The organism is Roseinatronobacter thiooxidans, from assembly GCF_001870675.1.
GTDB lineage: Bacteria > Pseudomonadota > Alphaproteobacteria > Rhodobacterales > Rhodobacteraceae > Roseinatronobacter > Roseinatronobacter thiooxidans.
The window spans coordinates 296,110-321,744 of record NZ_MEHT01000044.1; the positions used below are offsets into that span (position 1 = coordinate 296,110).

The following is a 25,635-nucleotide window of genomic DNA, read 5'->3' on the forward strand; positions in this document are numbered from 1 at the left end:
TGCATATTATTTATGCAGTTTGGTTATTTTTAAAGCACATCGCCTTTTTCCCTTGCGCTATGCCTGCCACAAACACCCTATCAGATTGTCGTACCGAGATGGAAATGATCTGAACGCAACTGACCGGCAGAGCGGCTGGCAGCAACGTGGGAGCGAGGGTATGAAGAAGATCGAGGCCATCATCAAGCCTTTCAAGCTGGATGAGGTGAAGGAAGCTCTGCAAGATATTGGCGTTCAGGGTCTGTCTGTCATCGAGGTCAAAGGCTTCGGGCGGCAAAAAGGACATACCGAGCTGTATCGTGGTGCTGAATATGTCGTCGACTTTCTGCCCAAAGTGAAGGTTGAAGTCGTCTTGCCTGACGAACAGGTGGATGACGCCATCGAAGCTATTGTCGCTGCTGCGCGCACCGACAAAATCGGCGATGGCAAGATCTTCGTCTCGACCGTCGAACAGGCGATCCGCATTCGCACAGGCGAAAGCGGCGATGAAGCTCTGTAAGCGCTAAGAATTCCGGGCAACAGCCCTGAGAGTACTGTTTCAAAACTAAGAGGAAAACAAACATGAGTTCAGCTGACGTTCTCAAACTGATGAAAGACGAAGATGTTGCCTATCTGGACATCCGTTTCGTCGACCCGCGCGGCCGCATGCTGCATGTGACGATCATCAATGATCTGGTCGATGAGGATTTTCTTGAAGAAGGCTTCATGTTCGACGGCTCTTCCGTTCCGGGTTGGAAAGGGATTGAAGCATCTGACATGAAACTGATTTTCGATCTGGACTCGGTCTATATCGACCCGTTCTATGCCGAACGCACCTTGGCCATTCACGCCTCGATCGTAGAGCCGGACACGAACGAGCCATATGAGCGCGACCCGCGCGGCACCGCAGAAAAGGCAGAAGCCTATCTGAAATCGACCGGCATTGGCGATGTGTCCTATTTCGGGCCGGAAGCTGAATTCTTTGTCTTCGACAATGTGAAATTCAGCGACAAGATCAACAAAGTCAGCTTCGAGGTGGATTCCGAGGAAGCGGCCTGGAACTCTGACACCGATTACGACACTGGCAACACTGGCCACCGTCCCGGCGTCAAGGGCCATTACTTCGCCATGAACCCGATGGATGCCAATCAGGACATGCGCTCGGAAATGCTGACGACCATGAAAGACATGGGCATGAAAGTGGACAAGCACCACACCGAGGTGGCGTCCGCACAGCATGAACTTGGCCTGATCTTCAGCTCGTTGACCAAGCAGGCTGACGAGATCATGAAATACAAATATGTCATCCGCAACGTGGCAGATGCGTATGGCAAAACCGCAACGTTCATGCCCAAGCCTGTCAAGGGCGACAACGGCACCGGCATGCATGTCAACATGTCGATCTGGAAAGACGGCAAGCCCCTGTTTGCAGGCGACAAATATGCCGACCTGAGCCAGGAAGCGCTGTGGTTCATCGGCGGCATTCTGAAGCATGCCAAGACGCTGAATGCCTTTACCAACCCGTCAACCAACAGCTACAAGCGCCTGATCCCCGGCTTTGAAGCCCCTGTGCTGCGCGCCTATTCGGCACGCAACCGCTCTGGCTGCATTCGCATTCCATGGACAGAAAGCCCCAAGGCAAAGCGCGTCGAAGCCCGCTTCCCAGACCCTTCGGCCAACCCCTACCTGTGCTTTGCAGCGCTGCTGATGGCTGGTCTTGACGGGATCAAGAACAAGATCGATCCGGGCCCTGCATCGGACAAAGACCTGTATGATCTGCCACCCGAAGAGTTGGAAGGCATCCCCACTGTCTGCGCATCGCTGCGCGAGGCGCTGGATTCGCTGGCTGCCGACCATGACTTCCTGCTGGCGGGTGACGTGTTCACCAAAGACCAGATCATGGCCTATATCAATCTGAAGTGGGAAGAGGTTTATGCCTATGAGCATACACCCCACCCGATTGAATATGCGATGTATTACAGCTGCTAAGTGCAGGTGAAAGCTATGAAAAAGCCCCCGTTTCGGGGGCTTTTTTAATGTCAGGGCGCAGGCGTGATTGACCAGACTTGGCGGGCTGCCACCCGCTAAACCAGCGGCTTCAAGGGGCGCGCATGGTCACTGGAGCCAATGGCGCGACACTGCCGCCCCTTTGAAAAACCCCATGCGTATTTTCGTAAGAAAAAGAAGCCCAGATCAGCGGCTAAGGCCCGCAGCAAGGGCAGGCTGGTCGAGAGAGGCGAAGCCGTAATGGCGCAGCCAGCGCAGATCGGATTCGAAGAACGCGCGCAGATCGGGGATGCCATATTTCAGCATGGCGATCCGGTCGATGCCAAGGCCGAAGGCAAAGCCCTGCCATTTGTCGGGATCAATGCCGCCTGCCTGCAAGACTTTGGGATGCACCATGCCAGAGCCAAGAATTTCAAGCCAATCCTTGCCCTCGCCAATCTTCAGCTGCCCCCCTTCCCATGAACAGCGGATATCCACTTCGGCAGAGGGTTCGGTAAAGGGGAAATGCGACGCGCGAAAGCGCAGTTCGACCTCGTCCACCTCGAAAAAGGCGCGGCAGAATTCTTCCAATGTCCATTTCAGTTGCGCCATCGAGATGTCGCGGTCAATCGCCAGCCCTTCGACCTGATGGAACATGGGTGTATGGGTCTGGTCCATATCCATACGGTAGACGCGGCCCGGCGCGATCACGCGGATGGGCGCGCCCTGATCCTGCATCGCGCGGATCTGCACAGGGCTGGTATGGGTGCGCAGCACATGGGGGGGGCGAGTGTCGCCATCTGCGCGGTGCATGAAGAATGTGTCATGTTCCTGACGCGCGGGGTGTTCAGGCGCGATATTGAGCGCGTCGAAATTATACCAGTCGGATTCGATCTGGGGCCCTTCGGCCACAGCAAAGCCCATATCGGCAAAGATGGCGGTCAATTCATCCATCACCTGACTGATCGGGTGGATCGTACCCATGGCGCGGGGACGGCCCGGCAAGGTGACATCCAGCCATTCCGCTTGTAGGCGCGCATCGAGGATCGCATCTTCCAGACCGGCGCGGCGCGCCTTGAGGGCGGCGTCAATTTCAGATTTCAGCCCGTTCAGGGCGGGGCCGACGCGCTGGCGCGCCTCTGCATCCATCTGGCCCAATTCGCGCATTTTCAGGCTTATCTCGCCCTTTTTGCCCAAGGCGGACAGGCGCACCGCTTCAAGCGCGTCCATATCGGCGACTGTGGCAATCTGGTCCAGATATTTGCCGCGAAGCTCTGCGATAGTATCCATGCCCTGCCTTTTATGCCGCGTGTTTCTGCGTGGGTCAGTTAGCCAATCCCCCATGGGATTGCAAGCCGGTCAAAGTTCCAGCAGGCGCGCCGCGATGTTGAAATAGATGATCACCCCCAAGACATCGGCAATCGAGGTGACCAGCGGGCCGGATGCGGCGGCGGGGTCACGGTCGATCTTGGCGAAGATGAACGGCAGGCACAAGCCAATCAACGCGCCCATCAGCACAATGGTAATCATGGCCAGCGCAACGACCATCGCGATCTCTGGCCCGCCCCGCCAGACCCCGATGACAGAGACAGCCAGCGCCATCGTCAGGCCCAGCGCCAGCGCGATCAGCACCTCGCGCGACAAAAGGCGCCCGAAATCGGCAGGCCGCACATCGCCCGTGGCCAATGCGCGCACCATCAGCGTGGCCGATTGCGTGCCCGCATTCCCCCCCGAAGCGATCAGCAGCGGCAGGAAGAACAGCAGCGACAGATGGGCGGCAATTGTTTCTTCAAAATAGGCAATACCCGCACCCGAAAAGATATTGCCGAACACCAGCAACACCAGCCAGAAAATCCTCGCGCGATACAACAGCGCAATCGAGGCATCGGCCACCGACATTTCCAGCGGTTGCACGATCGAGCTTTTGTAGAAATCCTCGGTCACCTCTTCCTCGGTGACATCCATCGCATCATCGGCCGTCACAATGCCCACAAGACGGTCGTTATTGTCCAGCACCGGCAGGGCAAGCAGGTCGTAGCGGGCGACAAGGCGCGCGGCCTCTTCCTGCTCGTCATCGGCGCGCACCCAGACGGGTTCGGTATCCATAATCTCGTCCACGCGCTGGCGGGGCCGCGCGGTCAGCAGGTCGCGCAGACTGATGACCCCGATAAGCGCGCGTGATTCGTCGATGATGTAGGAATCGTAAATCGTTTCTGCCTCGATCGCTTGCGCGCGCAAGGCCTCGATGGCCTGACTGGTGGTCATGTCGGGTTTCAACACTGCGTAATCCGAGGTCATGACCGACCCCACTGTCCATTCTTCATAGGCGGCAAGGCGGCGCAGGTCTTCGCGCTCGGCCTTGGACAGGGCGGGCAGGATGGCTTCCTGGGCTTCCTCATCCAGTTGCTTGAACAGGTCGGCGCGTTCGTCATGGCTCATGGCGGTCATCAGCGCCACCAGTTCGCGCCGCGGAATGCGGGTTGCCAGATCGACCTGCGCGCGCGGGCGCAGATAGCCCAGCATTTCGGCCTGATCATGCATGGGCAACAGGCGCAAAACACCCAGATCGTCGCCATCCTCCAACTCGTCAATCAGGGCGGCGACATCGGCCAGTTCCTGACTTTCGACAAATTCGCGGATGGCAGTTTCCTGCCCTTCATGCAGCAGGCGTGCCACTTCAACGGCGATGAAGGCAGCATCGAAGCCGGCACCTTCGGCTTCGGGGTCGAAACGGATTTCACTGAGCGATGTCTGCAATGTCATAGCCAACCCCTGTGCCGTGGCGCGAGGGGTCGACTGCGGGGCTAGGCCCGGCCCGCGGCTCGCATCTCGCGCTGTTTGTGTCTTGTCTGATATGTCGGACGCTGTGTGCGTAACCGACTGGAACCGCCGTCCATTTTATGTGCCGTTTCGTTGCGCCGACCAACCCTGCCGACAGACGCGCTGATAGGTGGATTGTCGAAAGAAGTCAATTTAGCGCAGGGCATATAACGGGCAACAGCGCGGTTTATAACCGCGCTGCGCCAAAGACCTGCCTGAATATGAAGCACCCCCCTGCCCTGTGGCGCGGCGCATCTTCAACGGGCGGGCTTGCGCGCATCCGGGCCTGCATGCGCCATCACGCAATTTCGCCCCTCTGCCTTGGCACGGTACAGCGCCAGATCGGCGGCTTTCATAATGTCTTCCAGCACGGTGCCATCGCGCCCGAATACCCCAAGCCCCGCCGATACCGTAATCGCAGGCAATGCCTGCCCCGAAGCGGATAAGGTACTTTCCGAAATCGCAATGCGCAGCTTTTCTGCCTGCGCATAGGCTGCGTTTTCGTCATGATCGGCGCAGAGCAACACAAACTCCTCTCCGCCAAGGCGGCAGGGCGCGACAGTCTTGCCTGCGGCCCGGGCCAGCACCTGCCCCACATCTTTCAGCACCATATCGCCTATCTCATGGCCGAACCTGTCATTGAATTGTTTGAAATGGTCCACATCCAGCGAGATAAGCGCCAGATCGCGCCCTTCGCGTTCCGCCATCGTAACCTCGCGCAAGGCATGCTCCATGAACCAGCGCCGGTTCCACAGCCCTGTCAGCGGGTCGCGCACGGATTTTTCCTGCAATTCCTGCCGCAGGCGCACATTGGCCACAGCAAGGCTGATCTGTTCTCCACATATAAGGGAAATGTCCCAACGGTTGCGCAGCACATCATTGCGCATATGCCGCGTCAGCCCCCCCTCCTCGAACCCGTCAAAGACGATATGCATCAGCCCGATGGTTTCACCATGGGCGATAATGGGCAGGCAGAAATAGGGCATGCCGGGTTTGTCGACATGGTCGCAGACAAATTCAATAGGCTTCAACCCATAGGCATAGGCCCTGCCCCGCCGCAACGCCCAGCATTCATCCGGCAGGATATGGCCCGCGAAAGCAGGCATCGTGCCCCAGGATGTGACAAGTTCCAGCATGGTGCGCGACGTGTCATAGATATACAGCGCGCCCTCTGCCTCGGGGATGAGGGTGTGCATGGCGCGTTTGATGACCATCAGCAATTCATCAAAGGATTTCGCGGAATACAGCCACTCGCTGGTCAGGGCCAGCAATTGCCGCTCTGACTGGCGCAAAGCCTCGGCATGGCGCATCTCCTCATTCTGGTCTTCCAGCATTTTGCGTTCGGTAATGTCGCGCATGGTCGAGATGAAATGCGTATGGCGACCGCCTGAATCGTAGACCGGCGTAACCTTCAGATCGACCCAGAAGGCCGCGCCGCTTTTGGTGTAGTTCAGAATATCGACCCGAATTTCGCGACGCTGGCGGCAGGCTGCCTCGATCTGGCGGCCTGTGGTCGCGTCTGTGTCGCGCCCTTGCAGAACGGACCCCGGCTCTTGCCCCGCAATTTCTTCCAGCCCGTAGCCGGTTTGCGCAATGAAGGCGGGGTTGACCCAGAGCGCCTTGCGGTCGGGATCAGAGATGATGACGCCGTCCGAGGAGTGGCGCATCACAAGATCGGCGTAGAATTGCTGCGTGTCGGTAACTGTCGCCTCACCCGCATCCATCCCTTGCCCTTTCACGCATCATAGAACCATGGCCCATTCTGGCAGATGACTGTTAAGAAATTCTTGATCGCCGCGCGCGCCGGGCATGCGTGACACAGGCCCTGAAACACGATACGCACACCCCAAGGGGACACAGCCCCACCCACGCTGCTTCGCGCGACTTTGGCGCGCAGGCACCTTCAAAAGCCAAGGAGCAAACATGCTGGATCATCACCCTACCGACTTGAAATCGCACCTGAAAGACCCGTCCTTGCTGGAAACCCGCGCCTATGTGGCAGGGGAATGGGTCGATGCCGATGACGGCGCGACATTCGATGTCATCAACCCCGCACGCGGCGATGTGATTGCCCAAGTGGCCGATCTGGGCCGCGCGGAAGCCGCGCGCGCAATTGCCGCCGCAGACAAGGCCCGCCATGGCTGGGCCGCGCGCACAGGCAAGGACCGCGCCGCCATTTTGCGCAAATGGTTCGATCTGATGATGGCAAATCAGGAGGATCTGGCGCTGATCCTGACTGCAGAAATGGGCAAGCCCTTGGCCGAGGCGCGCGGCGAAATCGCCTATGGTGCCAGCTTTGTCGAATGGTTCGGCGAGGAAGCCAAGCGCGTTTACGGCGAAACCATCCCCGGCCACCAGCCGGACAAGCGCATCACTGTAATCCGCCAGCCCATCGGGGTTGCGGCCTCTATCACACCGTGGAACTTTCCAAACGCGATGATCGCGCGCAAGGTCGCCCCCGCGCTGGCCGTAGGCTGCGGCTTTGTCGCGCGCCCAGCCGCCGAAACCCCGCTTTCCGCAATGGCGATGGCAGTTCTGGCGGAACGCGCAGGCGTGCCAAAGGGCGTTTTGTCCATCATCCCCTCCAGCCGCGCATCGGATATTGGCAAAGAGTTCTGCGAGAACCCGATTGTTCGGAAACTGACATTCACCGGCAGTACCGAAGTGGGCCGTATCCTGCTGCGCCAATCGGCAGATCAAGTGATGAAATGTTCAATGGAACTGGGGGGTAACGCGCCGTTCATCGTGTTTGATGACGCTGATCTGGATGCAGCGGTCAAAGGCGCGATGATGTCGAAATATCGCAACAATGGGCAGACCTGCGTCTGCGCCAATCGCATCTATGTGCAAGCCGGGGTCTATGATGCTTTTGCCGAAAAGCTGAAAGCAGCGGTCGAGCAGTTGAAAGTTGGCGACGGGTTGGCGGAAGGCATCGACCTTGGCCCGCTGATCAATGAAGAGGCAGTGACCAAGGTTGAAGACCATATCAGCGACATGCTGGCCCATGGCGGGCAGGTTCTGACCGGCGGGCGCAGGCATGGCAATGGCGGTACGTTTTTCGAGCCGACGATTGTCACAGGCGTGACACAGCACATGAAAGTGGCACAGGAAGAAACCTTTGGCCCGCTGGCCCCGCTGTTCAAATTCGACACCGAGGACGAGGTTATAGGCTATGCCAATGACACGATCTTCGGGCTGGCCGCCTATTTCTATGCCCGCGACATAGGCCGCATCACACGGGTGCAGGAACAGCTGGAATACGGGATTGTGGGGGTGAATACCGGCCTGATCTCGTCCGAGGTGGCCCCCTTTGGCGGGGTCAAGCAATCGGGGCTGGGCCGCGAAGGGTCGCATCACGGGACGGAAGATTACCTTGAGATGAAGTATATCTGCCTGAGCGTCTGAACCACACAGGCAGGGGCGCATGCGCCCCTGCCCCCCCATTAGCCCTGTGGCGCGGCCATCACTGCGCGCAGCCGTGCCTGCAAGTCTTCTGCGGCGTCAAACTCCAGCCGTACCGGCATGGTCAGCACTTTCATCCGGAATTTCGCAGGCAGGCGCACGGCGTCTTTTTCAGTTGTGACCAGCTGCGCGCCCAGCGCCTTTGCCTCCAGCTCCAACCGCGCCATCAGCGCATCGGTTAGCGGTTGGTGGTCGCTCAATGCCTCGGCGCGCAGCAGTTCGGCCCCTTCGGCGCGCAGGGTTGCAAAGAACTTTTCCGGCCTGCCGATGCCCGCAAAAGCAAGGACGCGCAGCCCCTGCCAACTCATCCCCATTTGCAGCGGGCGCAATTGCGCGCGCAACACAGGCAGGCCAACGAAATCTGTGGCCATGTCAAAGCGGCGCTGCATTTCTGATGCGCCTATGCTGACAATCATATCCGCACGCGCCAAGCCCACCGCAACAGGTTCGCGCAAAGGGCCAGCGGGCAGCACGCGGCCATTGCCAAAGCCTATGGCGGCATCGACCACGACCAGCGACACATCCTTGGCCAATGCAGGGTTCTGAAACCCGTCATCCATGACCAGCACATCTGCCCCAGCCTTTACAGCCTGCCGTGCACCAAGGGCGCGGTCCTGCGCCACCCAGACAGGCGCGAAGGCGGCCATCAACAACGGCTCGTCCCCCACATCGGCGGCTTTATGAGTGCGTTCATCCACGCGCACCGGGCCTGCAAGCCGCCCCCCATACCCGCGCGAGATGACTTGCGGCTTATGCCCCATGCCCTGCAACATCTGCACCAGCGCAATGACAGTCGGGGTCTTGCCAGTGCCGCCCGCATTCAGATTGCCCACGCAGATGACAGGAACAGGCGGGCGATACTGCGGGGCTTTCGCCACGCGACGCGCGGTTGCGCGGGCATAAAGTGCTGCCAAAGGGGCCAGCAGGCGCGCGCGCCATGCCGGACGGTCCGGCGGGGTGAACCAGAAGGCGGGCGCGCGCATCAGCCTGCCTCTGCTTTTGCAGCAGCGGCAAGGACGGCACCAATCACCGTCTCTGTTGCCTCGGAGCCGCCAGAAATGACCTGCCACGCCCGATGCGCCTGATTGGCAGCCTGTTCGGGCCGCAGCGCGGCGCAGATGGCCGACCCCAGCGCATCCGCACTCTGGATCATGCGGGTAGCGCGTGCTTCGCGCAGCATATCGAACGGTTCCGAAAAGCGGCCAAACATACGGCCATGCACAATGGCACAGCCCAGCCCGCCTGCCTCCATCGGGCTGAAACAGGCCCCCTCGCCACCAAGTGACCCGCCCAGAAAACACGCAACCGCCAAACGATACCACAACCCACGCTCGCCCTCGGTATCGGCGATATAGACCTGCGTTTCCGGTGTGATCAGATCATCCTCTGAGCGAAGCGCTGTCATAAACTGCCCCGCGAACATATCGCGCAGCACAGGGCCGCGCGTGGGGTCGGCGGGGTGCAGGATCAGGGCCAGACGATGGCTTTCGCGTAACGCCTCTCGATGTGCGGCCAGAACAGCCTCTTCTTCGCGCTCGGGCACACCAACGGCCAGCCAGACTGTGCGGTGGCGAAAACTCTCGGCCAGTTCCTCGCGCTCGGATTCGTTGCAGCCAAGGGCAACCGGCGTTGCAGACAGCCGCCCGCAGGGGATCAGCGCGGCATCTGCCAGACCCGCCTCTTGCCACGCGCCGCGCGCGGCATCGCTGGTCAGACACACTGTTGTCACATGCCCCAGAACCGTACGCGCAAAGCCCGGCACCCGCGCCCAACGCGAGGCAAAGCGCGGCGCATCAACTTCGGCCAGTATAACCGGAACAGAGCCGCGCCCCAGCGCCGTGATCATGGCCGCAGGAATATCTTGTGCCGCAATCAGCACCACCGAAGGCTCGTGCCGCGCCAGCAGCCAATGCGCCAATGCAGGCTCGTCTGCGGGCAAGGGAATGCACACACGCCCCGGCAGGTCGGGCGGCACATCGGCCCCTTCGGGCTGGGTTAGCAAAACACTGAAGCCGGGTGCCCGTTGCAGCAGCGTTTCAGACAGTGCCGCCAGCAATTGTGCAGCGCGCGGCTGGTCGCTATGCATCCAGACCAGCGGGGTGGCCAGCCGCTCCAGCGCGGCGGGCGCGACAAGGCCGCGACCACGCGAGAGCCGGAAAATCTGGTCGATCAACGGGGGGGACATGGCGCGGGGTCAGCCCTTGGTGCCCACAGCCACGACAGGCCCGCAGCACCCCTTGCACCCAGTGCAGGCAAATCTTTGGTCAAATCTCATTCAGCCCCCATTATTTTGCACCACCCCCTAGGGATACGGCAATTCCCACACAGAGAGGAGAGGGAATTTCCGCTCTCGGATTACCGCGCCCGCCTGCGATGCAGCAGACCTTCGTGCAAAACAGGCCCCGCAGCGATAATGCCATCCGAAAAGGGCTTGGGCGTGTTGAACTCTAGCGCAGCGCCTGAACCTGTGGTGACGACGCCGCCTGCCTCCTCGATCAGCAGCGCGCCTGCGGCACTATCCCAATGCCAAGTTGAGCGCAGATTGACCATGCCATCAAACTTGCCTTCGGCCACCAAGGCAAGCCGCCATGCCAGCGAAGGGCGAAAATGCCGGTCAATCGCGGGCACGCCGCCGGGCCAATGGTCTGCGGTCATTTGCGGGCGCGTTGCCAGAACCCGTGCGCCACAGGGCGCGGTCTGTGCTGTCACATTCAGGCGCTGTTTGCCCAGATATGCGCCCTGCCCCCGCGATGCGGCATAGGTCAGCCCCATCATGGGCAGATGGACGACCGCCGCCACTGGCCTGCCATGCTCGACAATGGCCAGCGCATGCGAAAAGCCGGTCTGCCCTTCGAGGAAGGCGCGCGTTCCGTCAATCGGGTCCACGATGAAAACCCGCGCGCAGGCCAGGCGGGCGGGGTTATCCGCAGTCTCCTCGGACAACCAGCCGTAATCGGGCCGCGCGCCCAGCAAGCATGCGCGCAGCATCGCGTCGATTTCCAGATCAGCCTCGGACACAGGGCCTTGGCCCGCAGCCTTTTCCCAAGATTTCGGCCCTTCGCCGAAATGGCGGCGGGCGATCTCTCCGGCGTCATGAGCTGCCGCAGTCAGAAGGGCCAGATCATCACTCTCCTGCAAGGGTCATCCCTTCGACCAGCAGCGACGGCACCACGCTGGACAGATGATCGCGCCCGTCATTGGCCGGAATGATCCGGCCCAGCATGTCGCGCAGATTGCCTGCGATGGTGCATTCATTGACAGGATAGGCGATTTGCCCGTTTTCCACCCAGAACCCGCTGGCCCCGCGCGAATAATCGCCCGTGGTGGAATTGATGGTCGAACCGATAAGCGAGGTGACCAGCAGGCCCGTGCCCATCTGGGCGATCAACCCCTCGCGCGATACGTCGCCCTGCGTCAGGATCAGGTTCGAGGTAGAGGGCGAGGGCGGCGCCGAGGTGCCGCGCACGGCATTTGCTGTGCTTTCCAGCCCCAGTTTGCGCGCGGTCGCCAGATCCAGCACCCAGGATTGCAGCACACCATCTGCAACCAGATCCTTGGCGCGGCTTTGCAGCCCTTCTGCGTCAAACGGGCGAGAGCCGGAACGGCGCAGGCGCACAGGATCTTCGCGCAAGCTCATGCCTTTGGGCAGAACCTGCGTGCCCATCGCATCGCGCAACCAGCTGGACCCGCGCGTGATCGCGCTGCCATTGATCGCGCCCAGCAAATGCCCGATCAGGCTAGAGGCGATGCGTTCATCATACAGCACCGGATAGGCGCCGGTTTTCGGCCTGCGCGCGCCGTGCCGCGCGACCGCACGCTCTGCGGCAAGCTGGCCAATCTCTTCGGGTGCGGGCAGATCGGCCTGAAAGATGCGCCCCTCACCGCACCAATCCCGCTCCATGCCCGTGCCCTCACCACTGATGGCCACGCAGGAAATATGGCGGGAACTGCGCGCGTAGCCGCCCTGAAAGCCATTGGTGGCCGCCATCCAGATGGCCTGCGACCCATAGGCGGCCGAGGCGGATTGCACCTGAGACACGCCCTTGACGGCCTGCGCCGCCGCTTCCGCGCGGCGGGCATCTTCTTGCAAGGTGGCGGGGTCCGGCTCTGGCGCGGGGTCGAACAATTCCAACCCATCGGCAGAGCGCAGCATGGCAAGCTGTGCTGTTTCCGCCAGCCCGGCATAAGGGTCTTCGGGCGCCTCGCGCGCCATGGCAACCGCGCGCGCGGCCATCGCCTCCAGCGTCTCGGGGCGGGTGTCGGATGATGAGATGCAGGCCTGCCGCTGCCCGACAAAGACACGCAGGCCGATATCGACCCCCTCGGACCGCTCTGCCTGCTCCAGCGTGCCTTTGCGCACATCAATCGAAATCGAGCGCCCCTCGATGGCAATGGCATCGGCGGCATCGGCCCCTGCGGCGCGGGCGGCCTTCAGCAGGGCATTGGCAACAGGCGCAAGCGCTTTGGTCAGATCGGTGTCATGCATGCGAAAACTCGGTATCCTTGGGCGTATCCGTCAGATCATCTAATGCGCGCGCGCCTGAAATGAAATGGCTTCGCGCGAAAAACGCGCACACCTTGGGCCTGCGCGCCGAAATGCAGGTGTCTGGGTAAGGATTACACTGAATTTAATGGGCGCCACACAGTCCCGGACTTGATCCGGGACCTCCGGGCCGGACCCGAGGCCCCGGATCAAGTCCGGGGCCACTGTCGCGCGGGTCTGAAAGCGCGGGCGCTTTACCCGTTAGAGGCCGCCAAAGTCAGATTGGCTTTCTGCCCGTCATCGCTTGTGGAATGGGCGTCCATGAAATCCATCACCAGCGGGCGGATATTGTTACGCCACGATTTGCCCGCGAAAATGCCGTAATGGCCCGCCCCCGGTTCCAGATGGCTGGCCTTCTGGTCGGGGTTCAACCCTGTCAGCAAATCCAGCGCCGCCAGACATTGCCCCGGCGCGCTGATATCGTCCTTTTCGCCCTCGACAACCTTGACCGCCACTTTGGTGATTTTCGAGAAATCCACCTTATGCCCGTCCACTACAAAGGCATTGCGCGCAATCTCGCGGTCTTTGAAGATCCGCTCGACCGTTGAGAGGTAGAATTCGGCAGTCATATCCATCACCGACAGATACTCGTCATAAAAGCGGTTGTGCTTGTCACGCTCCCCCCCCTCGCCGCGGGATTCTGCGGTGATCTTGTCAGCGAAAGCCTGAGCATGGCGTTCCATATTCATGGAAATGAACCCACCCAGTTGCAGCAGCCCCGGATAGACCAGACGCCCGACGCCCTTGTTCTTGAAGCCCACGCGCTGGATGGCCAGATGCTCCAGCTGCCCCATGGTGACGCGGCGGCCAAAATCGGTGACTTCGGTGGGCGCGGCATCAGGGTCGATGGGACCACCGATCAGGGTCAGGGTGCGGGGCTGTGCATCGGGGTCCTGCTCGGCCAGATAGGCTGTGGCCGCCAGCGCCAGCGGCACCGGCTGGCACACTGCAATCACATGTGTGTCCGGCCCCATATGGCGCATGAAATCCATCAGGTAGATGGAATAATCCTCAATATCGAATTTGCCTTCGGACACTGGAATGTCGCGCGCATTGTGCCAGTCTGTCACCCACACTTCGCAATCGGGCAGCAGGCTGGCCACGGTCGAGCGCAGCAAAGTGGCGTAATGCCCAGACATTGGGGCGCAGAGCAGCACGCGGCGCTGTTTTTCAGGGCGGCCATGCACCTTGAAGCGCAGCAAATCGCCAAAGGGGCGCGCCACTTCGACAACTTCTTCAACAATATGATCCCGCCCGTCTTCGCCAAGCACGCTGGTAATGCCCCAATCGGGCTTGATCACCATACGGGCAAAGCTGCGTTCGGCCACGCGGCCCCAGGCGGACATGACCTTGAACATCGGGTTGGGGGTCAGCCCCCAGACCGGATAAGAGGCGAACGCACGGGCTGACGCCCCCATCCATTCATTCGTATTTCGGATCGACTCCATCAAGTCGTAGGTCGCCATACCCTTCATGTCTGTCCCCATTCTGCGTTGACGACATATTCCTGAAAGAATCGCCGCTTTTATTCATACTCGTGCAGGGTTAAGATCGCGTGAGGAGATCTTTGCTGCACATGCGAAGAATAGGGGGGATTTCGATCTATGACAACTTCTGAATATGAAGATGACCAAAAAGTAGCACGGATGCGGGCAAATTTAGCGCGGATCGAAGAGCTGACACAGCGCCTGACCGAAGCACTTGCGCATCGGGACATGCCACGGCAAAGCCTGCAAGCCCCTGATTCGGACCTGTTGCTGCATGCCGCCACCGCCTATTGGACCGAAATGATCAAGCAACCCTCCAAAACGCTGGAACATCAGCTTGAATATTGGGGCAAGGCGCTGAAACATCATGTCGAGGCGCAGGAAGTCTTGCGCAAGGGCAAATTGCAAGCCCCCGAAGACAACACCCCAGATGACCGGCGCTTTGCCAACCCGCTGTGGAAATCCCACCCCTATTTCAACTATATCAAGCAGCAATACATGATTGCGACCGAAGCGATGCACACCACCGTGCAATCGCTCGATTCGATTCCAGATCGTGAGAAGCGGCGGCTGACCTATTTTACCCAACAGATCACCGACATGATGGCGCCTACGAATTTTCTGGCGACCAACCCGGATGCGCTGATGAAAGCCGTCGAGACAGAAGGCGAAAGCCTTGTGCGCGGGTTGGAAAACCTTGTGCGCGACATCGAGGCGCATAAGGGGGATCTGCTGGTGACGCTGGCAGACAAGGACGCGTTCACCGTGGGCGAAAACATTGCCACAACCCCGGGCAAGGTGGTGTTTCGCAATCGCATGTTCGAGTTGATCCAATATGCCCCCAGCACAGACACTGTACATCGCACGCCCCTGATCATCTTTCCGCCCTGGATCAACAAATTCTATGTCATGGACCTGAAACCACAAAACAGCCTGATCAAATGGATCGTCGATCAGGGCTATACGCTGTTTGTTGTGTCCTGGGTCAATCCCGACGCCTCTTATGCGGATGTGGGCCTCGATACCTATGTGGAAGAAGGGTATCTGGAAGCGATCCGCGTCGCGCGCGAAGTGACAGGCGAAAAGCAGGTCAATGTGATCGGCTATTGTATTGCAGGAACCACGCTGTCGCTGGTTCTGGCGCTGATGAACAAGCGCAAGGATAAATCGGTGCGCTGCGCCACATTCTTCACCACCCTGACCGATTTTTCCGATCAGGGCGAAGTGGGCGTGTTTCTGGAAGATGACTTTGTAAATGGCATCGAGGCCGAATGCGATGAAAAAGGGTATCTGGACAGTTTCTTCATGTCGAAGACATTTTCCTTCCTGCGCTCGAACGATCTGATCTATGGGCCAGCCATACGCAGCTATATGATGGGCGAAGCGCCGCCCGCCTTTGACCTGCTGTATTGGAATGGCGATGGCACGAACCTGCCCGGTCGCATGTGTGTGGAATACCTGCGCGGGCTGTGCCAGCAGGACCGCTTTGCAAGTGACAGTTTCCGCATCTGTGGCGAGGATGTCAGCCTGTCGGATGTCGCCCATCCGGTCTGCGCAATCGCCTGCGAGACGGACCATATCGCGGCATGGCGGTCCAGTTTTCGGGGCATCTCGAAGATGGGCAGCCGCGACAAGACGTTCGTTTTGTCGGAATCGGGGCATATCGCGGGCATCATCAACCCGCCCAGCAAAAAGAAATACGGCCATTACACAGGGGCCGCGCCCGCCGGCGTACCGGAAGAGTGGTTGCAAGAGGCCAGCTTCAATGAAGGAAGCTGGTGGCCGCATTGGGAAGCGTGGCTGAGCAAGCGCGCTGGCGCGCAGGTTCCGGCCCGAATTCCGGGCGATTCGGAGTATAAGGCCCTGTGCGATGCCCCCGGCACCTATGTGACCAGTTCTAAAAACAACGCTATGTCATAGGCTTGGGGTGTATCTTGAAAAAAATGCTGCGGTGCAGAAAAAATACTTGAAATGCTGCACCGCAGCATGCATATTGTTTGCAGAGGCAGAGAGCACAGAGCGATCTGCGGGAATTTAAACCAAGGAGAGCTGACATGGCTACTGCAAACAACGATTACACAAAAATGATGAAAGAAATGATGGGCGCGTTCCCAATGGACACAACTGCAATGCAGGACATGTTCAAGTCGCAAGCTGCGATGGCTGAAAAGATGAGCAAAGTTGCTCTCGAAGCCGCTGAAAAGTCGACCGAAGTTTCGACAAAATGGACAAAAGCAACGCTGGCCAAAGTTGGCGAAATGTCGACCGTCAAGGAAGACCCAGCGGATTACTCCAAGTCCATGACCGATTTCGCATCCGCTTCGGCAGAGATGGCCGCAGAGCATGTTGCAGCATTTGCTGAAATTGCGAAAAAAGTTCAGATGGACACAGTTGAGCTGATGATGGCTGCTGGCAAAGACATGCAGGAAGAAGCTTCTGCTGCTGTCAAGAAAGCAACCGACACAGCAACCAAAGCAGCAAAGACTGCTGCAACCAAGTAATCTGGTTCAGCGATACGGGTATCGTTTCCTCCCAATCGGTGCCTGATCAAAGGGCGAGCGCTTGACGCTCGCCCTTTCCTTTTGTGCAAACCTCGCCTAGTCTTGCCGCAATGCCATATTCATGGGCGAGGGGGAGATCCATGTCAGACACCGCAAAGCCGCTTTTGATCAAGCGCTATGCCAGCCGCCGCCTGTATAATACGGAAACCAGCGATTATGTGACGCTGGAAGATATTGCAGGCTTTATCCGCGACGGGCGCGAGGTTCAGATCGTCGATCTGAAATCTGGCGACAACCTGACACGGCAATATCTGCTGCAAATCATCGCCGAACATGAAAGTCGTGGCGAAAGCGTGTTGCCGATCGAGGTGCTGAACGATCTGGTGCGCAGCTATACCACGCAGGCGCAAAGCGTGGTGCCGCAATTTCTGGCCATGTCCTTTGAAATGCTGCGCGACGGGCAGTCCAAGATCGTCGAGAACATGACCCGCGCAAACCCCATGGCCACTATGCCGGGCTTTGAGGAAATGCAGCGCCAGCAACAGGCGTTCATGAAAACCATGATGACAGGCTGGCCCGGCATTCCGAAAACGGACGCAGCGCCCGCGTCGGACGGGGACGAACTGACCGAGATCAAAAAGCAACTTTCCGAATTGCAGCAAAAGCTGTCGACCCTGAACAAGTGACGCGCGCGGGGCGGCTGCGACAGGCCGCCCCGTCACATCCCGTCACACCCCAAGACGGTCGCGCAAGGAAAACCACGTCATCGCCAGCGCCAGCAGCGGGCTGCGCAATGCGCGCCCGCCCGGAAAGCTGGGCAGGCGCACGCGTGCCAGTGTATCGAACTGTTCCGACTGCCCTGCAACCGCTGCGGCCATGATCTTGCCTGCCATCGTGGCCAGCGCCACCCCATGCCCCGAATAGCCCGAGGCCGACAGGACGTTTGGCGCGATGCGCAGAAAGCACGGCAGCCGCGTCATGGTAATCGCAAGCGTACCGCCCCAGCTATAGTCTATCTTTGTGTCTTTCAGCTGCGGGAACACCTCCAGCATCGGCTTGCGCACGGTCTTGATGATATCGGGGAACCGGTAACCATAACTTTCACCGCCCCCGAACAACAAACGCCCATCTTCGGACAGGCGGAAATAGTTGATCACGAACTTGCTGTCAGCCACGGCCACATCGCGGGCGAGCACGGTGCCAGATGGCAGGGGTTCCGTCGCAATGATGAAATTGTTGATCGGCATAACCTTGGCCGCCACCTGCGGCACCAGCCCGCCCAAATAGCCATTGGCGGCCAGAAGCACATGGTCCGCCATGACATGGCCTGACTTGGTCTGCACTTTCACCTTTGCGCCCTGCTGGATGTCAACAACAAGCGAGCCCTCGAATATCTGCGCGCCTGCCGCCTGTGCCGCCCGCGCCAGCCCCAGCGCAAAGCGCAGCGGGTGCAGATGGCCCGCGCCATGGTCGATCACCCCGCCCTGATAGGCAGCTGTGTTGACGATCCCCTGCATCGCCGCGCGGTCCAGCGGTTCGATGTCGTGATAGTCATAATCGCGCGCCAGCTTTTCGGCATAGGCATGGGCATGGGGCACATCGCGCGCGGCCCAATCGGCATGGATCACACCCGGTTTGAACGGGCAGTCCATGTCGTGGCGCGCGATCAGATCGCGCACCAGATCGCGCGCCTCCAGCCCGATATCCCACAGTTTGCGCGCCTCATCGCGCCCGACCATCTTCTCGATCGCGTCCTGTTCAATCCGCTGGCCCGGCCCCACCTGCCCGCCATTGCGCCCCGACGCGCCAAAGCCAGCGCGATGTGCCTCCAGCACGACAACCGAATAGCCCCGCTCTGCCAGATGCAGGGCCGCAGACAGGCCAGTATAGCCCGCCCCGATAATGCACATATCGGCCTGCACCGCCCCTTTCAGCGCAGGGCAAGGTACCAGCGGCTGGGCGGTGGCGGCGTAATAGCTGGGCGGGTATTCGCCCGCGCGGTCATTGGCGAAAAGCAGGTTCATACGTTCAAAAGCAGATGTTCGCGTTCCCACGGGCTGATGACTTGCAGGAACTCGTTATATTCATCGCGCTTGACAGCGGCATATATCTTGCAAAATTCCGGCCCGAGGATCTCATGCAAGGGGCTGGCTTCCTCGAACATATCAACCGCCGCGCCCAGCGTCATGGGCAACTCGTTATCATCCATATAGGCATTGGTGCGGCATTCCTCGCGCGGGCCGCGCTGTTCTTTCAGGCCCAGATAGCCGCAAGCCAGCGAGGCCGCGATGCCAAGATAGGGGTTGCAATCCATCCCTGCCAGCCGGTTTTCAATGCGCCGCGCCGCGGGCGAGGAGATGGGAATGCGCAACCCTGTGGTGCGGTTGTCATAGCCCCATTCCAGATTGATGGGTGCGGCGAAATCCGGCACATAACGGCGATAGCTGTTCACATAAGGCGCGATCAATGCCACCGCTGACGGCAGGTGCCGCTGCAACCCGCCGATGAAATGCATGAAGGCCTCGGTGCTTTTCCCGTCATCGGTTGAGAACAGGTTGCGGCCGGTGGACGTATCCAGAACCGAATGGTGGATATGCATGGCACTGCCCGGCTCGCCCTCGATCGGTTTGGCCATGAAGGTGGCGAACATGTCATGGCGCAGCGCCGCTTCGCGGATCATGCGTTTGAAGAAAAACACCTGATCGGCCAGAATGATCGGGTCACCATGGGCCAGATTGATCTCGACCTGCCCTGCCCCGCCTTCTTGCAGGATGCCGTCAATCTCCAGCCCCATGGCCTCGGCGAAATCATAGATATCGTCGATGACCTTGCCATATTCATCGACCGCCGACATGGAATAGGCCTGCCGCGCCGCCGCGCGTCGCCCTGTCCGGCCCATGGGCGGGATGATCGGCATGTTGGGGTCGGTGTTGCGGGCAACGAAAAAGAATTCCATCTCGGGCGCGATGATGGGCTGCCAGCCTTCGGCATGATACAGCGCCAGCACCCGCTTCAGCACATTGCGCGGCGCGGTAGGGATGGGGTTGCCATCGGCATCTTCCGCGTCATGGATGATCTGCAAGGTCCAGTCCGCAGTCCATGGGGCCGCAGTGGCCGTGCTGAAATCGGGGCGCATGATCATGTCAGGTTCCAGATCGGCCCCATCGCGGAATTCGGCCCAACCGCCTGTGATTGTCTGCAAGAAGATCGAGGTGGGCAGATAATAGGTCGATGCCTCGTCGAATTTGAAAGCGGGCATGGCCTTGCCGCGTGCCACGCCTGCCATATCCGCGATGATACATTCGATTTCATCCAACCGCCTGCCAGACAGAAAGTCTTGTGCGGGCTGGGGTATCATGTCTTTCCAGTTGCTCATTGGCTCTCCGATCCGGCAGGTGCTGTGGCGAACTGCTTGAAATGCGCCGCAATGCGCTGTCCGATTGCAGAACTGTCGCGCGCCCCCCCCTGAGAGGCGCTGGCCGCCTGCAACAGCGCGTCCGGCACGACACCACGCCCGCGCGTGTCGATCAAGCCCTGAATGAAGCTGTCTTCAAATTCGGGATGCGCCTGCAACGACAAGCCCTGCCTGCCATAGGCCAGCGCGGCATGTGCGCAAAACGCGTTGCGCCCGATTGTGGCGGCACCCGCAGGCGGGGTGATTACCTGATCCTGATGCCATGCATTCAGCACCAGTCTTTCCCCCTCAATCTCGTAATCCTGCGCGCCCACGGCCCAGCCGCCCGCGAATTTCTCAACCTTGCCGCCCAAAGCCTGCGCCATGATCTGGTGACCAAAGCAAATGCCGACCACAGGCAGGCCCGTATCAAAGGCGTCGCGGATGAACTGTTCCAGCGGCGCGATGAAGGCATGATCTTCATAAACCCCATGGCGCGAGCCGGTGATCAGCCAGCCATCGGCCTCGCGCACCGAGGCGGGAAAGTCCATCCCCTCGACATGCCATGTCGCAAAGTCAAAGCTTTGCCCCGCCAGCAGGCGCGCGAATAAGGCGGGGTAATCGCCGATATGTGCGCGCAGTTCTTCAGGCGCCTGGCCTGCTTGCAGAATTCCGATTTTCATGCCGAAGCCACCTGTAATTTGATCAAAATCTACACATCCGCCCTGCCCCGCGCAAGGGCTTGCCCCGAGTTGCCTGCCCTTAGTCAGCTCTGTAGCTGATGTCAGACCGATTCCAGATACAGCTCTCTCGCGGCCTGTTCTGACATGGCCTCCAGCCCTGCCATTTCCTGACGCTTGGTGCGGCACATATTATCTATCAGCAGCGGATCAAAGATGCGCGCCATCACTTGCGAGTGTGCAAACGCCTGCAGCGCGTCAGGCCATGTGGCCGGAATTTGCGGCAAATCCAGCGCGTAAGCATCACCCGAGACGGGCGCGGGCGGTTGCGTCTGGTCTTCGATGCCCACCAGCATGGCCCCAAGGACTGCTGCCATCATCAGATAGGGGTTCACATCGCCGCCCGCTGTGCGGTGCTCCAACCTGCGGGCTTTGGGGGCGCCAAGCGGCACCCGAACCGAAGCCGTGCGGTTCTCATAGGCCCAACACACCCCTGTCGGCGCATGGGCATGGGGAACCAGCCGTTCATAACTGTTCAGATGCGGCGCAAACAGCAAGGTAGAGTCGGGCATGGCGGCCAACACCCCCCCGATTGCATGATGCAACATCTCGGACCCGTCAGCGCCACCATTGTCGAACACATTGCGCCCCGCGCCATCCAGCAGCGAGGCATGCATATGCAACCCGCTGCCAGAGAAACCAGCATAGGGCTTGGCCATGAAACTTGCCGCCATGCCATGCTGGCGCGCCAGTCTGCGCACCATTATTTTGAACAGCCATGTGTCATCGGCCATTTTCAGCGGGTCGGGGCCATGGTCAAGGTTGATCTCGAACTGGCCCGGTCCGGCTTCGGATGTGGCGGTGTCCGCCTCGATCCCCATCGCCTCGCACCCCGCATAAAGCGCGTCGAAAAAGGCGTTGAATTCGTCCAGCATCCGCATCGACAAGGTGGCCGCGCCCATGGCGCGGCGGCCTGAAATCGGGCTGGCGGGTGGCAGAAACTCTGGCCCGGAATCGTCGATCAGGTAGAATTCCAGCTCGGTCGCGGTGACAGGATACAGACCGCGCGCATTCAGGCGGCGCACGACAGCGGCCAGCGCATGGCGCGGGTCCCCTTCAAACGGGCGGCCATCCTCATGATACATCGACATGGGCAGCATCGCGGCCTCTGGCCCGATCCATGGCATGGGCAGCAGGCCGCGCTCGGTCGGGCGCAGGTATCCGTCGGCGTCGCCTGTGGCAAATACAAGCGGGCTGCCCTGAATGTCATTGCCCCATATGTCGAGGTTGAGGGCAGAAAGCGGCATTTTTGCCTCTCCGCGCATCATGCGGTCATATTGCGCGGCTGGCACACGCTTGGCACGCGCCTGCCCGTTCAAATCTGGCACAGCGATACGGATATTGTGCAACCCTTCAGGCCCCATGGTTCACCGGATATATTGTGGACGAAAGCGGATACGCTGGCGGCGCTCTTTCGGCAAATGCCGGTTCAGGCGGCGGTTGACCAACCCATAAAGCCCGATGATCGCAAGCGTCAGCAAAATGAAATAGGCCGCCACAATGGGATAGGCGACAAAGGGGTTAAAGGTCTGATCCACAAAATAGCGCGCATAATAAAACGCCTCGCCCGATTGCTGGCGGGCGGGAAAGGCCGACAGAAACACCAGCGTTGTCGAATGCGTCAGAAAGATCGCCTCATTGGTGTAGCTGGGCCATGCCAGCCGCAGCATGGATGGAAACACAACGCGGCGAAACTTGGTCAGCGCGTTCATGCCGTAAGCATCTGCCGCCTCCAGATCGCCCTTGGGGATAGAGCGCAGCGCCCCATGGAACAATTCCGCCGAATAGGCCGTGGTGTTCAGGATCAGCACAATCAACCCGCCCACCTGTGCCGTGGTCAGCGCCGAGGTGTCGAGCGTCAGCGTAACAAAGCCCAGCGGAATGTCGATGCCCGAGCGCGGCAACAGCACGAAGGCGGAATAGAAAAAGAAGAACTGGATGAACAGCGGAGAGCCGCGAAACACGAAGATGAACACGCTGGCTGGAATATTCAGCCACTTGTTCTGGCTGAATTTGGCCACCGCCATGCCGATGGCCAGAAAAAAGCCGAACAGAATTGCAACACCCGCGAAATAGACATTCCAGATCAACCCACTGGCAATCAGGAACATCTGGTCGCATAGGGTTATGTCCAGATTGCGGGGCAACAGCCGCTCGCCAAAGTCGCGCCCCAGCGCGCGCAGGATATAACCCTCGAAACTTTCCAGGCAGGTTCTCATGCAGCGGCCTTTCGCTGACGCTCGCCCGCCGCGGTGGCCTGCCCGCGCGAGAGCCGCTCATTCAGGCGCCCGAATGCAAATTCAGAAACCCAAGTCAGGAACAGGTAGAAGCACAAAAGCGCCAAGAAATACCACATGCGCCAGTCGTCATGCGGATAGGTGAAAAGCGAGGTTTTCTGCCCGCCCAATTCACGCGCCCAATAGACGATATCCTGTATGCCCAACAAAAACAGAAGCGGCGTGGCCTTGACCAGAATTTGCCAGATATTGGACAGGCCCGGTATGGCATAAACCCACATCTGCGGCAGCACGATCCGGCGAAACGCCTGTGCGCGGGTCATGCCATAAGCCTCTGCCGCTTCAACCTGCGCTTTGGGCACGGCCTGCATCGCCCCGTGCAAGGTATTTGCCACAAATGCCCCGAAGACCAGCGCAAAGGCCGTGACGGCCATGGCGAACGCATAAAGATCATAGACCCAGCGCGCGGAATTCAGCGGCGGAACCTTTGCGTCACGGCAGACAATGAAATCATTGCCTTGGCGGATGGGCTGGTCCCAATCGGGGCATTGGATATGGTGCATGACCCATTCGATCCCCTGCCCCAGTGCAATGGGCACGAACAGGAAGAACACCAGATCGGGCACGCCGCGCACGATATTGACATAGCCTTTGCCCAGCCAGTTCAGCGGCCAGATGCGCGAGCGCAGCGCCATAGCCCCCAGCATGCCCACCGCCAGCGCAACAGGGGCCGTGACCGCCAATAGCACAATCACCACGCCAAAGGCGCGGTAGAACTGGAAATGGGTCGCGTTGGTAAAGTAGCAGGCGAACCATTGCCAATCCGGCAACACAGAAGGGTCAGTGCAAAAGCTGAACATGGGGGGGCACAGGCGGGGTGAAAGCGTGCTTTCACCCCGCCCTGATCACTTAGAACTGCGGATGGTCCGCGCCGAACCACTTTTCGATCATCGCATTCAGCGACCCATCTGCCTTCATGTCTGCAATCACGCGATCAAGGGTTTCGCGCAACGCATCATCCGATTGGCGCACGCCCACCCCGATGCCACCGCCCAGCAGCACGTCATCGCCCAAAAACACCAACTCGCCATTGGAATCGGCCACATAGGGGGCAAGAAACGCCTTGTCGGCCAGAACGGCATCGGCTTCGCCATTGCGCAGCGCAGAGATCGTCTCATCCGGTGTCGGGAATTCCAGCAGATCGCCATCGCCTTCGGCGACCATGCCTGCCTGAATGGTGTTCGATTGCGCAGCAATCACACCTGTGTCGCGCACGCTTTCATCCGTGCCCGCCAAGGCGATAAAGGCAGACGGCTCTGGCAACAGGTAGTTCTGCGTGAAAGCAATCACTTCCTGCCGCGCTTCGGTAATGCTCATGCCCGCCATGATGGTGTCGTAATTGCCCGACACCAGATTGGGAATGATCGTGTCCCAGTCATTGATGACCCATTCACAGTTCAATTCCGCACGGCGGCAAAGTTCATCGCCCAATTCGCGCTCATAGCCGTCCAGCTCGCCCGTTGCGTCATTGATAAAGTTATACGGAGGGTAGGCCCCTTCGGACCCCATCCGCACGACGTCTTGCGCCAGCGCGCCTGACGCGGCAAAGGCAAGTGCGAGTGCCGCAAAAGCTGTCTTTTTCATTGGTATCTCCCCGAGATGTTAAGTGTGTGGTGTCCCTCAGTCCGCCATAGAGTGGCTGAGAAATTGTCGAAGCCGCGCGGATTGCGGTGATTTGAACAGCGAGTCCGGCGGCCCCTGCTCCTCGATCTGGCCATCATGCAGGAACACGACGTGATTGGAAACATCTGCCGCCAAGCGCATGTCATGCGTCACAATCAGCATGGTGCGCCCCTCGGCAGCAAGCGCCTTGATCACGCGGATCACTTCCTGTTCCAACTCGGGGTCCAGCGCCGAGGTGGGTTCGTCGAATAACAGCGCCTCTGGCTCCATGCACAAGGCGCGTGCGATGGCGGCGCGCTGCTGCTGGCCGCCCGACATCTGCGCAGGGTAGACATCGGCCTTGTCACCTATGCCCACCTTGTCCAGCAGCGCACGCGCGCGCGCCTCAACCTCGGCGCGGTCCTGTTTCAGCACATGCACGGGCGCTTCCATGACATTTTGCAACACGCTCAGATGGGCCCACAGATTGAAGCTTTGGAAGACCATTGACAGGTTGGTGCGAATGCGCGTGACCTGCGCGCGGTCGGCGGGCTGGCGGTTTCCGCCCTGCCCTTTCCAGCGCACCGGCTCGCCCTTGAACAAAATCTCGCCCTGCTGGCTGTCTTCCAGCAGGTTGCAGCACCGCAACAGCGTGGATTTCCCCGACCCCGAAGAGCCGATCAACGAGATTACATCGCCTTTTTGCGCATTGATGCTGACACCTTTGAGCACCTCAAGCGCCCCATAGGCCTTGTGCAGATCGCGTATCTCGATGACAGGCAGGGTTGGCATGACGGCCTTTTTGGTGATGTTTTCAGCATTAG

22 protein-coding genes are annotated in these 25,635 nt (G+C 59.8%); 6 read left to right on the forward strand and 16 right to left on the reverse strand.

Going from position 1 to position 25,635, the window contains the following annotated elements; genetic code table 11:
- Positions 1–160: 160 nt before the first annotated feature.
- Positions 161–499, forward strand: a complete 339-nt coding sequence (locus BG455_RS13765) for a P-II family nitrogen regulator (protein WP_071470545.1) — start codon at positions 161–163, stop codon at positions 497–499.
- A 62-nt stretch (positions 500–561) separates the two neighbouring features.
- Complete coding sequence (gene glnA / locus BG455_RS13770; RefSeq protein WP_071470546.1) at positions 562–1,968, forward strand: type I glutamate--ammonia ligase; 1,407 nt, start codon at positions 562–564, stop codon at positions 1,966–1,968.
- 204 nt (positions 1,969–2,172) lie between these two features.
- Here the strand turns inward: glnA and pheS are convergent, their stop codons facing one another.
- The 3 genes from pheS to BG455_RS13785 form a co-directional block, all read right to left on the reverse strand.
- Positions 2,173–3,255, reverse strand: a complete 1,083-nt coding sequence (gene pheS / locus BG455_RS13775; RefSeq protein WP_071470547.1) for a phenylalanine--tRNA ligase subunit alpha — start codon at positions 3,253–3,255, stop codon at positions 2,173–2,175.
- Positions 3,256–3,324: 69 nt separating this feature from the next.
- Complete coding sequence (mgtE, locus tag BG455_RS13780; protein WP_071470548.1) at positions 3,325–4,728, reverse strand: magnesium transporter; 1,404 nt, start codon at positions 4,726–4,728, stop codon at positions 3,325–3,327.
- A gap of 314 nt (positions 4,729–5,042) precedes the next feature.
- On the reverse strand, positions 5,043–6,509 hold the full coding sequence (locus BG455_RS13785) for a bifunctional diguanylate cyclase/phosphodiesterase (protein WP_071470549.1): 1,467 nt from the start codon (positions 6,507–6,509) through the stop codon (positions 5,043–5,045).
- A gap of 199 nt (positions 6,510–6,708) precedes the next feature.
- Here BG455_RS13785 and BG455_RS13790 point away from each other — a divergent pair, with 199 nt between their 5' ends.
- On the forward strand, positions 6,709–8,190 hold the full coding sequence (locus BG455_RS13790) for an NAD-dependent succinate-semialdehyde dehydrogenase (protein ID WP_071470550.1): 1,482 nt from the start codon (positions 6,709–6,711) through the stop codon (positions 8,188–8,190).
- A 38-nt stretch (positions 8,191–8,228) separates the two neighbouring features.
- Here the strand turns inward: BG455_RS13790 and lpxK are convergent, their stop codons facing one another.
- The 5 genes from lpxK to phaZ form a co-directional block, all read right to left on the reverse strand.
- Positions 8,229–9,230: a tetraacyldisaccharide 4'-kinase gene (gene lpxK, locus BG455_RS13795; protein ID WP_071470551.1), complete on the reverse strand. Its 1,002-nt coding sequence runs from the start codon at positions 9,228–9,230 to the stop codon at positions 8,229–8,231.
- Positions 9,230–10,432: a 3-deoxy-D-manno-octulosonic acid transferase gene (locus tag BG455_RS13800; protein WP_071470552.1), complete on the reverse strand. Its 1,203-nt coding sequence runs from the start codon at positions 10,430–10,432 to the stop codon at positions 9,230–9,232. Before BG455_RS13800 ends, lpxK begins: the two co-directional genes overlap by 1 nt.
- A 170-nt stretch (positions 10,433–10,602) precedes the next feature.
- Positions 10,603–11,385 (reverse strand): inositol monophosphatase family protein, encoded by a 783-nt coding sequence (locus BG455_RS13805; protein ID WP_071470553.1) that lies wholly within the window; start codon positions 11,383–11,385, stop codon positions 10,603–10,605.
- Entirely contained in the window at positions 11,372–12,733 is a 1,362-nt protein-coding gene (locus BG455_RS13810) for a TldD/PmbA family protein (RefSeq protein WP_425438761.1), read from the reverse strand. Before BG455_RS13810 ends, BG455_RS13805 begins: the two co-directional genes overlap by 14 nt.
- 251 nt (positions 12,734–12,984) lie before the next feature.
- Positions 12,985–14,265 carry a polyhydroxyalkanoate depolymerase gene (gene phaZ, locus BG455_RS13815; RefSeq protein WP_071470554.1) on the reverse strand — a complete coding sequence of 427 codons (1,281 nt, stop codon included), beginning with the start codon at positions 14,263–14,265 and terminating at the stop codon, positions 12,985–12,987.
- Positions 14,266–14,394: 129 nt separating this feature from the next.
- Here phaZ and BG455_RS13820 point away from each other — a divergent pair, with 129 nt between their 5' ends.
- The 3 genes from BG455_RS13820 to phaR all read left to right on the forward strand — a co-directional run bounded on the left by BG455_RS13820 (position 14,395) and on the right by phaR (position 17,464).
- Complete coding sequence (locus BG455_RS13820) at positions 14,395–16,197, forward strand: PHA/PHB synthase family protein (RefSeq protein WP_071470555.1); 1,803 nt, start codon at positions 14,395–14,397, stop codon at positions 16,195–16,197.
- Positions 16,198–16,331: 134 nt separating this feature from the next.
- Positions 16,332–16,778 carry a Phasin gene (locus BG455_RS13825; protein WP_071470556.1) on the forward strand — a complete coding sequence of 149 codons (447 nt, stop codon included), beginning with the start codon at positions 16,332–16,334 and terminating at the stop codon, positions 16,776–16,778.
- 140 nt (positions 16,779–16,918) lie between these two features.
- Positions 16,919–17,464, forward strand: a complete 546-nt coding sequence (gene phaR, locus BG455_RS13830) for a polyhydroxyalkanoate synthesis repressor PhaR (RefSeq protein WP_071470557.1) — start codon at positions 16,919–16,921, stop codon at positions 17,462–17,464.
- A 42-nt stretch (positions 17,465–17,506) separates the two neighbouring features.
- Here phaR and BG455_RS13835 read toward each other — a convergent pair whose 3' ends face one another.
- The 8 genes from BG455_RS13835 to BG455_RS13870 form a co-directional block, all read right to left on the reverse strand.
- Entirely contained in the window at positions 17,507–18,802 is a 1,296-nt protein-coding gene (locus tag BG455_RS13835; RefSeq protein ID WP_071470558.1) for an NAD(P)/FAD-dependent oxidoreductase, read from the reverse strand.
- Positions 18,799–20,154, reverse strand: a complete 1,356-nt coding sequence (locus tag BG455_RS13840) for a glutamine synthetase family protein (RefSeq protein ID WP_071470559.1) — start codon at positions 20,152–20,154, stop codon at positions 18,799–18,801. Before BG455_RS13840 ends, BG455_RS13835 begins: the two co-directional genes overlap by 4 nt.
- Positions 20,151–20,855 (reverse strand): type 1 glutamine amidotransferase, encoded by a 705-nt coding sequence (locus BG455_RS13845; RefSeq protein ID WP_071470560.1) that lies wholly within the window; start codon positions 20,853–20,855, stop codon positions 20,151–20,153. Before BG455_RS13845 ends, BG455_RS13840 begins: the two co-directional genes overlap by 4 nt.
- A 101-nt stretch (positions 20,856–20,956) precedes the next feature.
- Positions 20,957–22,276 (reverse strand): glutamine synthetase family protein, encoded by a 1,320-nt coding sequence (locus tag BG455_RS13850; RefSeq protein WP_071470561.1) that lies wholly within the window; start codon positions 22,274–22,276, stop codon positions 20,957–20,959.
- Positions 22,277–22,279: 3 nt separating this feature from the next.
- Positions 22,280–23,131 (reverse strand): ABC transporter permease, encoded by an 852-nt coding sequence (locus BG455_RS13855; RefSeq protein WP_071470562.1) that lies wholly within the window; start codon positions 23,129–23,131, stop codon positions 22,280–22,282.
- Positions 23,128–24,009, reverse strand: coding sequence for an ABC transporter permease (locus BG455_RS13860; protein ID WP_071470563.1), 882 nt, complete (start codon positions 24,007–24,009; stop codon positions 23,128–23,130). Before BG455_RS13860 ends, BG455_RS13855 begins: the two co-directional genes overlap by 4 nt.
- Positions 24,010–24,058: 49 nt before the next feature.
- The gene (locus BG455_RS13865; protein ID WP_071470564.1) at positions 24,059–24,793 is read right to left on the reverse strand and encodes a transporter substrate-binding domain-containing protein; all 735 of its coding nucleotides are present in this window, start codon (positions 24,791–24,793) and stop codon (positions 24,059–24,061) included.
- A gap of 36 nt (positions 24,794–24,829) precedes the next feature.
- A complete protein-coding gene (locus tag BG455_RS13870; protein WP_071470624.1) occupies positions 24,830–25,603 on the reverse strand; it encodes an ABC transporter ATP-binding protein in 774 nt (257 codons plus the stop codon).
- Positions 25,604–25,635 lie beyond the last annotated feature (32 nt).

Coding starts and splice junctions, on each gene's coding strand:
- lpxK (WP_071470551.1), bottom strand. CDS start 9,230: ATGCGCGCGCCCGCCTTCTGGTTCACCCCGCCGGACCGTCCGGCATGG.
- BG455_RS13865 (WP_071470564.1), bottom strand. CDS start 24,793: ATGAAAAAGACAGCTTTTGCGGCACTCGCACTTGCCTTTGCCGCGTCA.
- BG455_RS13785 (WP_071470549.1), bottom strand. CDS start 6,509: ATGGATGCGGGTGAGGCGACAGTTACCGACACGCAGCAATTCTACGCC.
- BG455_RS13860 (WP_071470563.1), bottom strand. CDS start 24,009: ATGTTCAGCTTTTGCACTGACCCTTCTGTGTTGCCGGATTGGCAATGG.
- BG455_RS13800 (WP_071470552.1), bottom strand. CDS start 10,432: ATGTCCCCCCCGTTGATCGACCAGATTTTCCGGCTCTCGCGTGGTCGC.
- BG455_RS13845 (WP_071470560.1), bottom strand. CDS start 20,855: ATGAAAATCGGAATTCTGCAAGCAGGCCAGGCGCCTGAAGAACTGCGC.
- phaZ (WP_071470554.1), bottom strand. CDS start 14,265: ATGAAGGGTATGGCGACCTACGACTTGATGGAGTCGATCCGAAATACG.
- phaR (WP_071470557.1), top strand. CDS start 16,919: ATGTCAGACACCGCAAAGCCGCTTTTGATCAAGCGCTATGCCAGCCGC.
- BG455_RS13870 (WP_071470624.1), bottom strand. CDS start 25,603: ATGCCAACCCTGCCTGTCATCGAGATACGCGATCTGCACAAGGCCTAT.
- BG455_RS13790 (WP_071470550.1), top strand. CDS start 6,709: ATGCTGGATCATCACCCTACCGACTTGAAATCGCACCTGAAAGACCCG.
- mgtE (WP_071470548.1), bottom strand. CDS start 4,728: ATGACATTGCAGACATCGCTCAGTGAAATCCGTTTCGACCCCGAAGCC.
- BG455_RS13855 (WP_071470562.1), bottom strand. CDS start 23,131: ATGAGAACCTGCCTGGAAAGTTTCGAGGGTTATATCCTGCGCGCGCTG.
- BG455_RS13825 (WP_071470556.1), top strand. CDS start 16,332: ATGGCTACTGCAAACAACGATTACACAAAAATGATGAAAGAAATGATG.
- pheS (WP_071470547.1), bottom strand. CDS start 3,255: ATGGATACTATCGCAGAGCTTCGCGGCAAATATCTGGACCAGATTGCC.
- BG455_RS13835 (WP_071470558.1), bottom strand. CDS start 18,802: ATGAACCTGCTTTTCGCCAATGACCGCGCGGGCGAATACCCGCCCAGC.
- BG455_RS13810 (WP_425438761.1), bottom strand. CDS start 12,733: ATGCATGACACCGATCTGACCAAAGCGCTTGCGCCTGTTGCCAATGCC.
- BG455_RS13850 (WP_071470561.1), bottom strand. CDS start 22,276: ATGGGGCCTGAAGGGTTGCACAATATCCGTATCGCTGTGCCAGATTTG.
- BG455_RS13765 (WP_071470545.1), top strand. CDS start 161: ATGAAGAAGATCGAGGCCATCATCAAGCCTTTCAAGCTGGATGAGGTG.
- BG455_RS13820 (WP_071470555.1), top strand. CDS start 14,395: ATGACAACTTCTGAATATGAAGATGACCAAAAAGTAGCACGGATGCGG.
- glnA (WP_071470546.1), top strand. CDS start 562: ATGAGTTCAGCTGACGTTCTCAAACTGATGAAAGACGAAGATGTTGCC.
- BG455_RS13840 (WP_071470559.1), bottom strand. CDS start 20,154: ATGAGCAACTGGAAAGACATGATACCCCAGCCCGCACAAGACTTTCTG.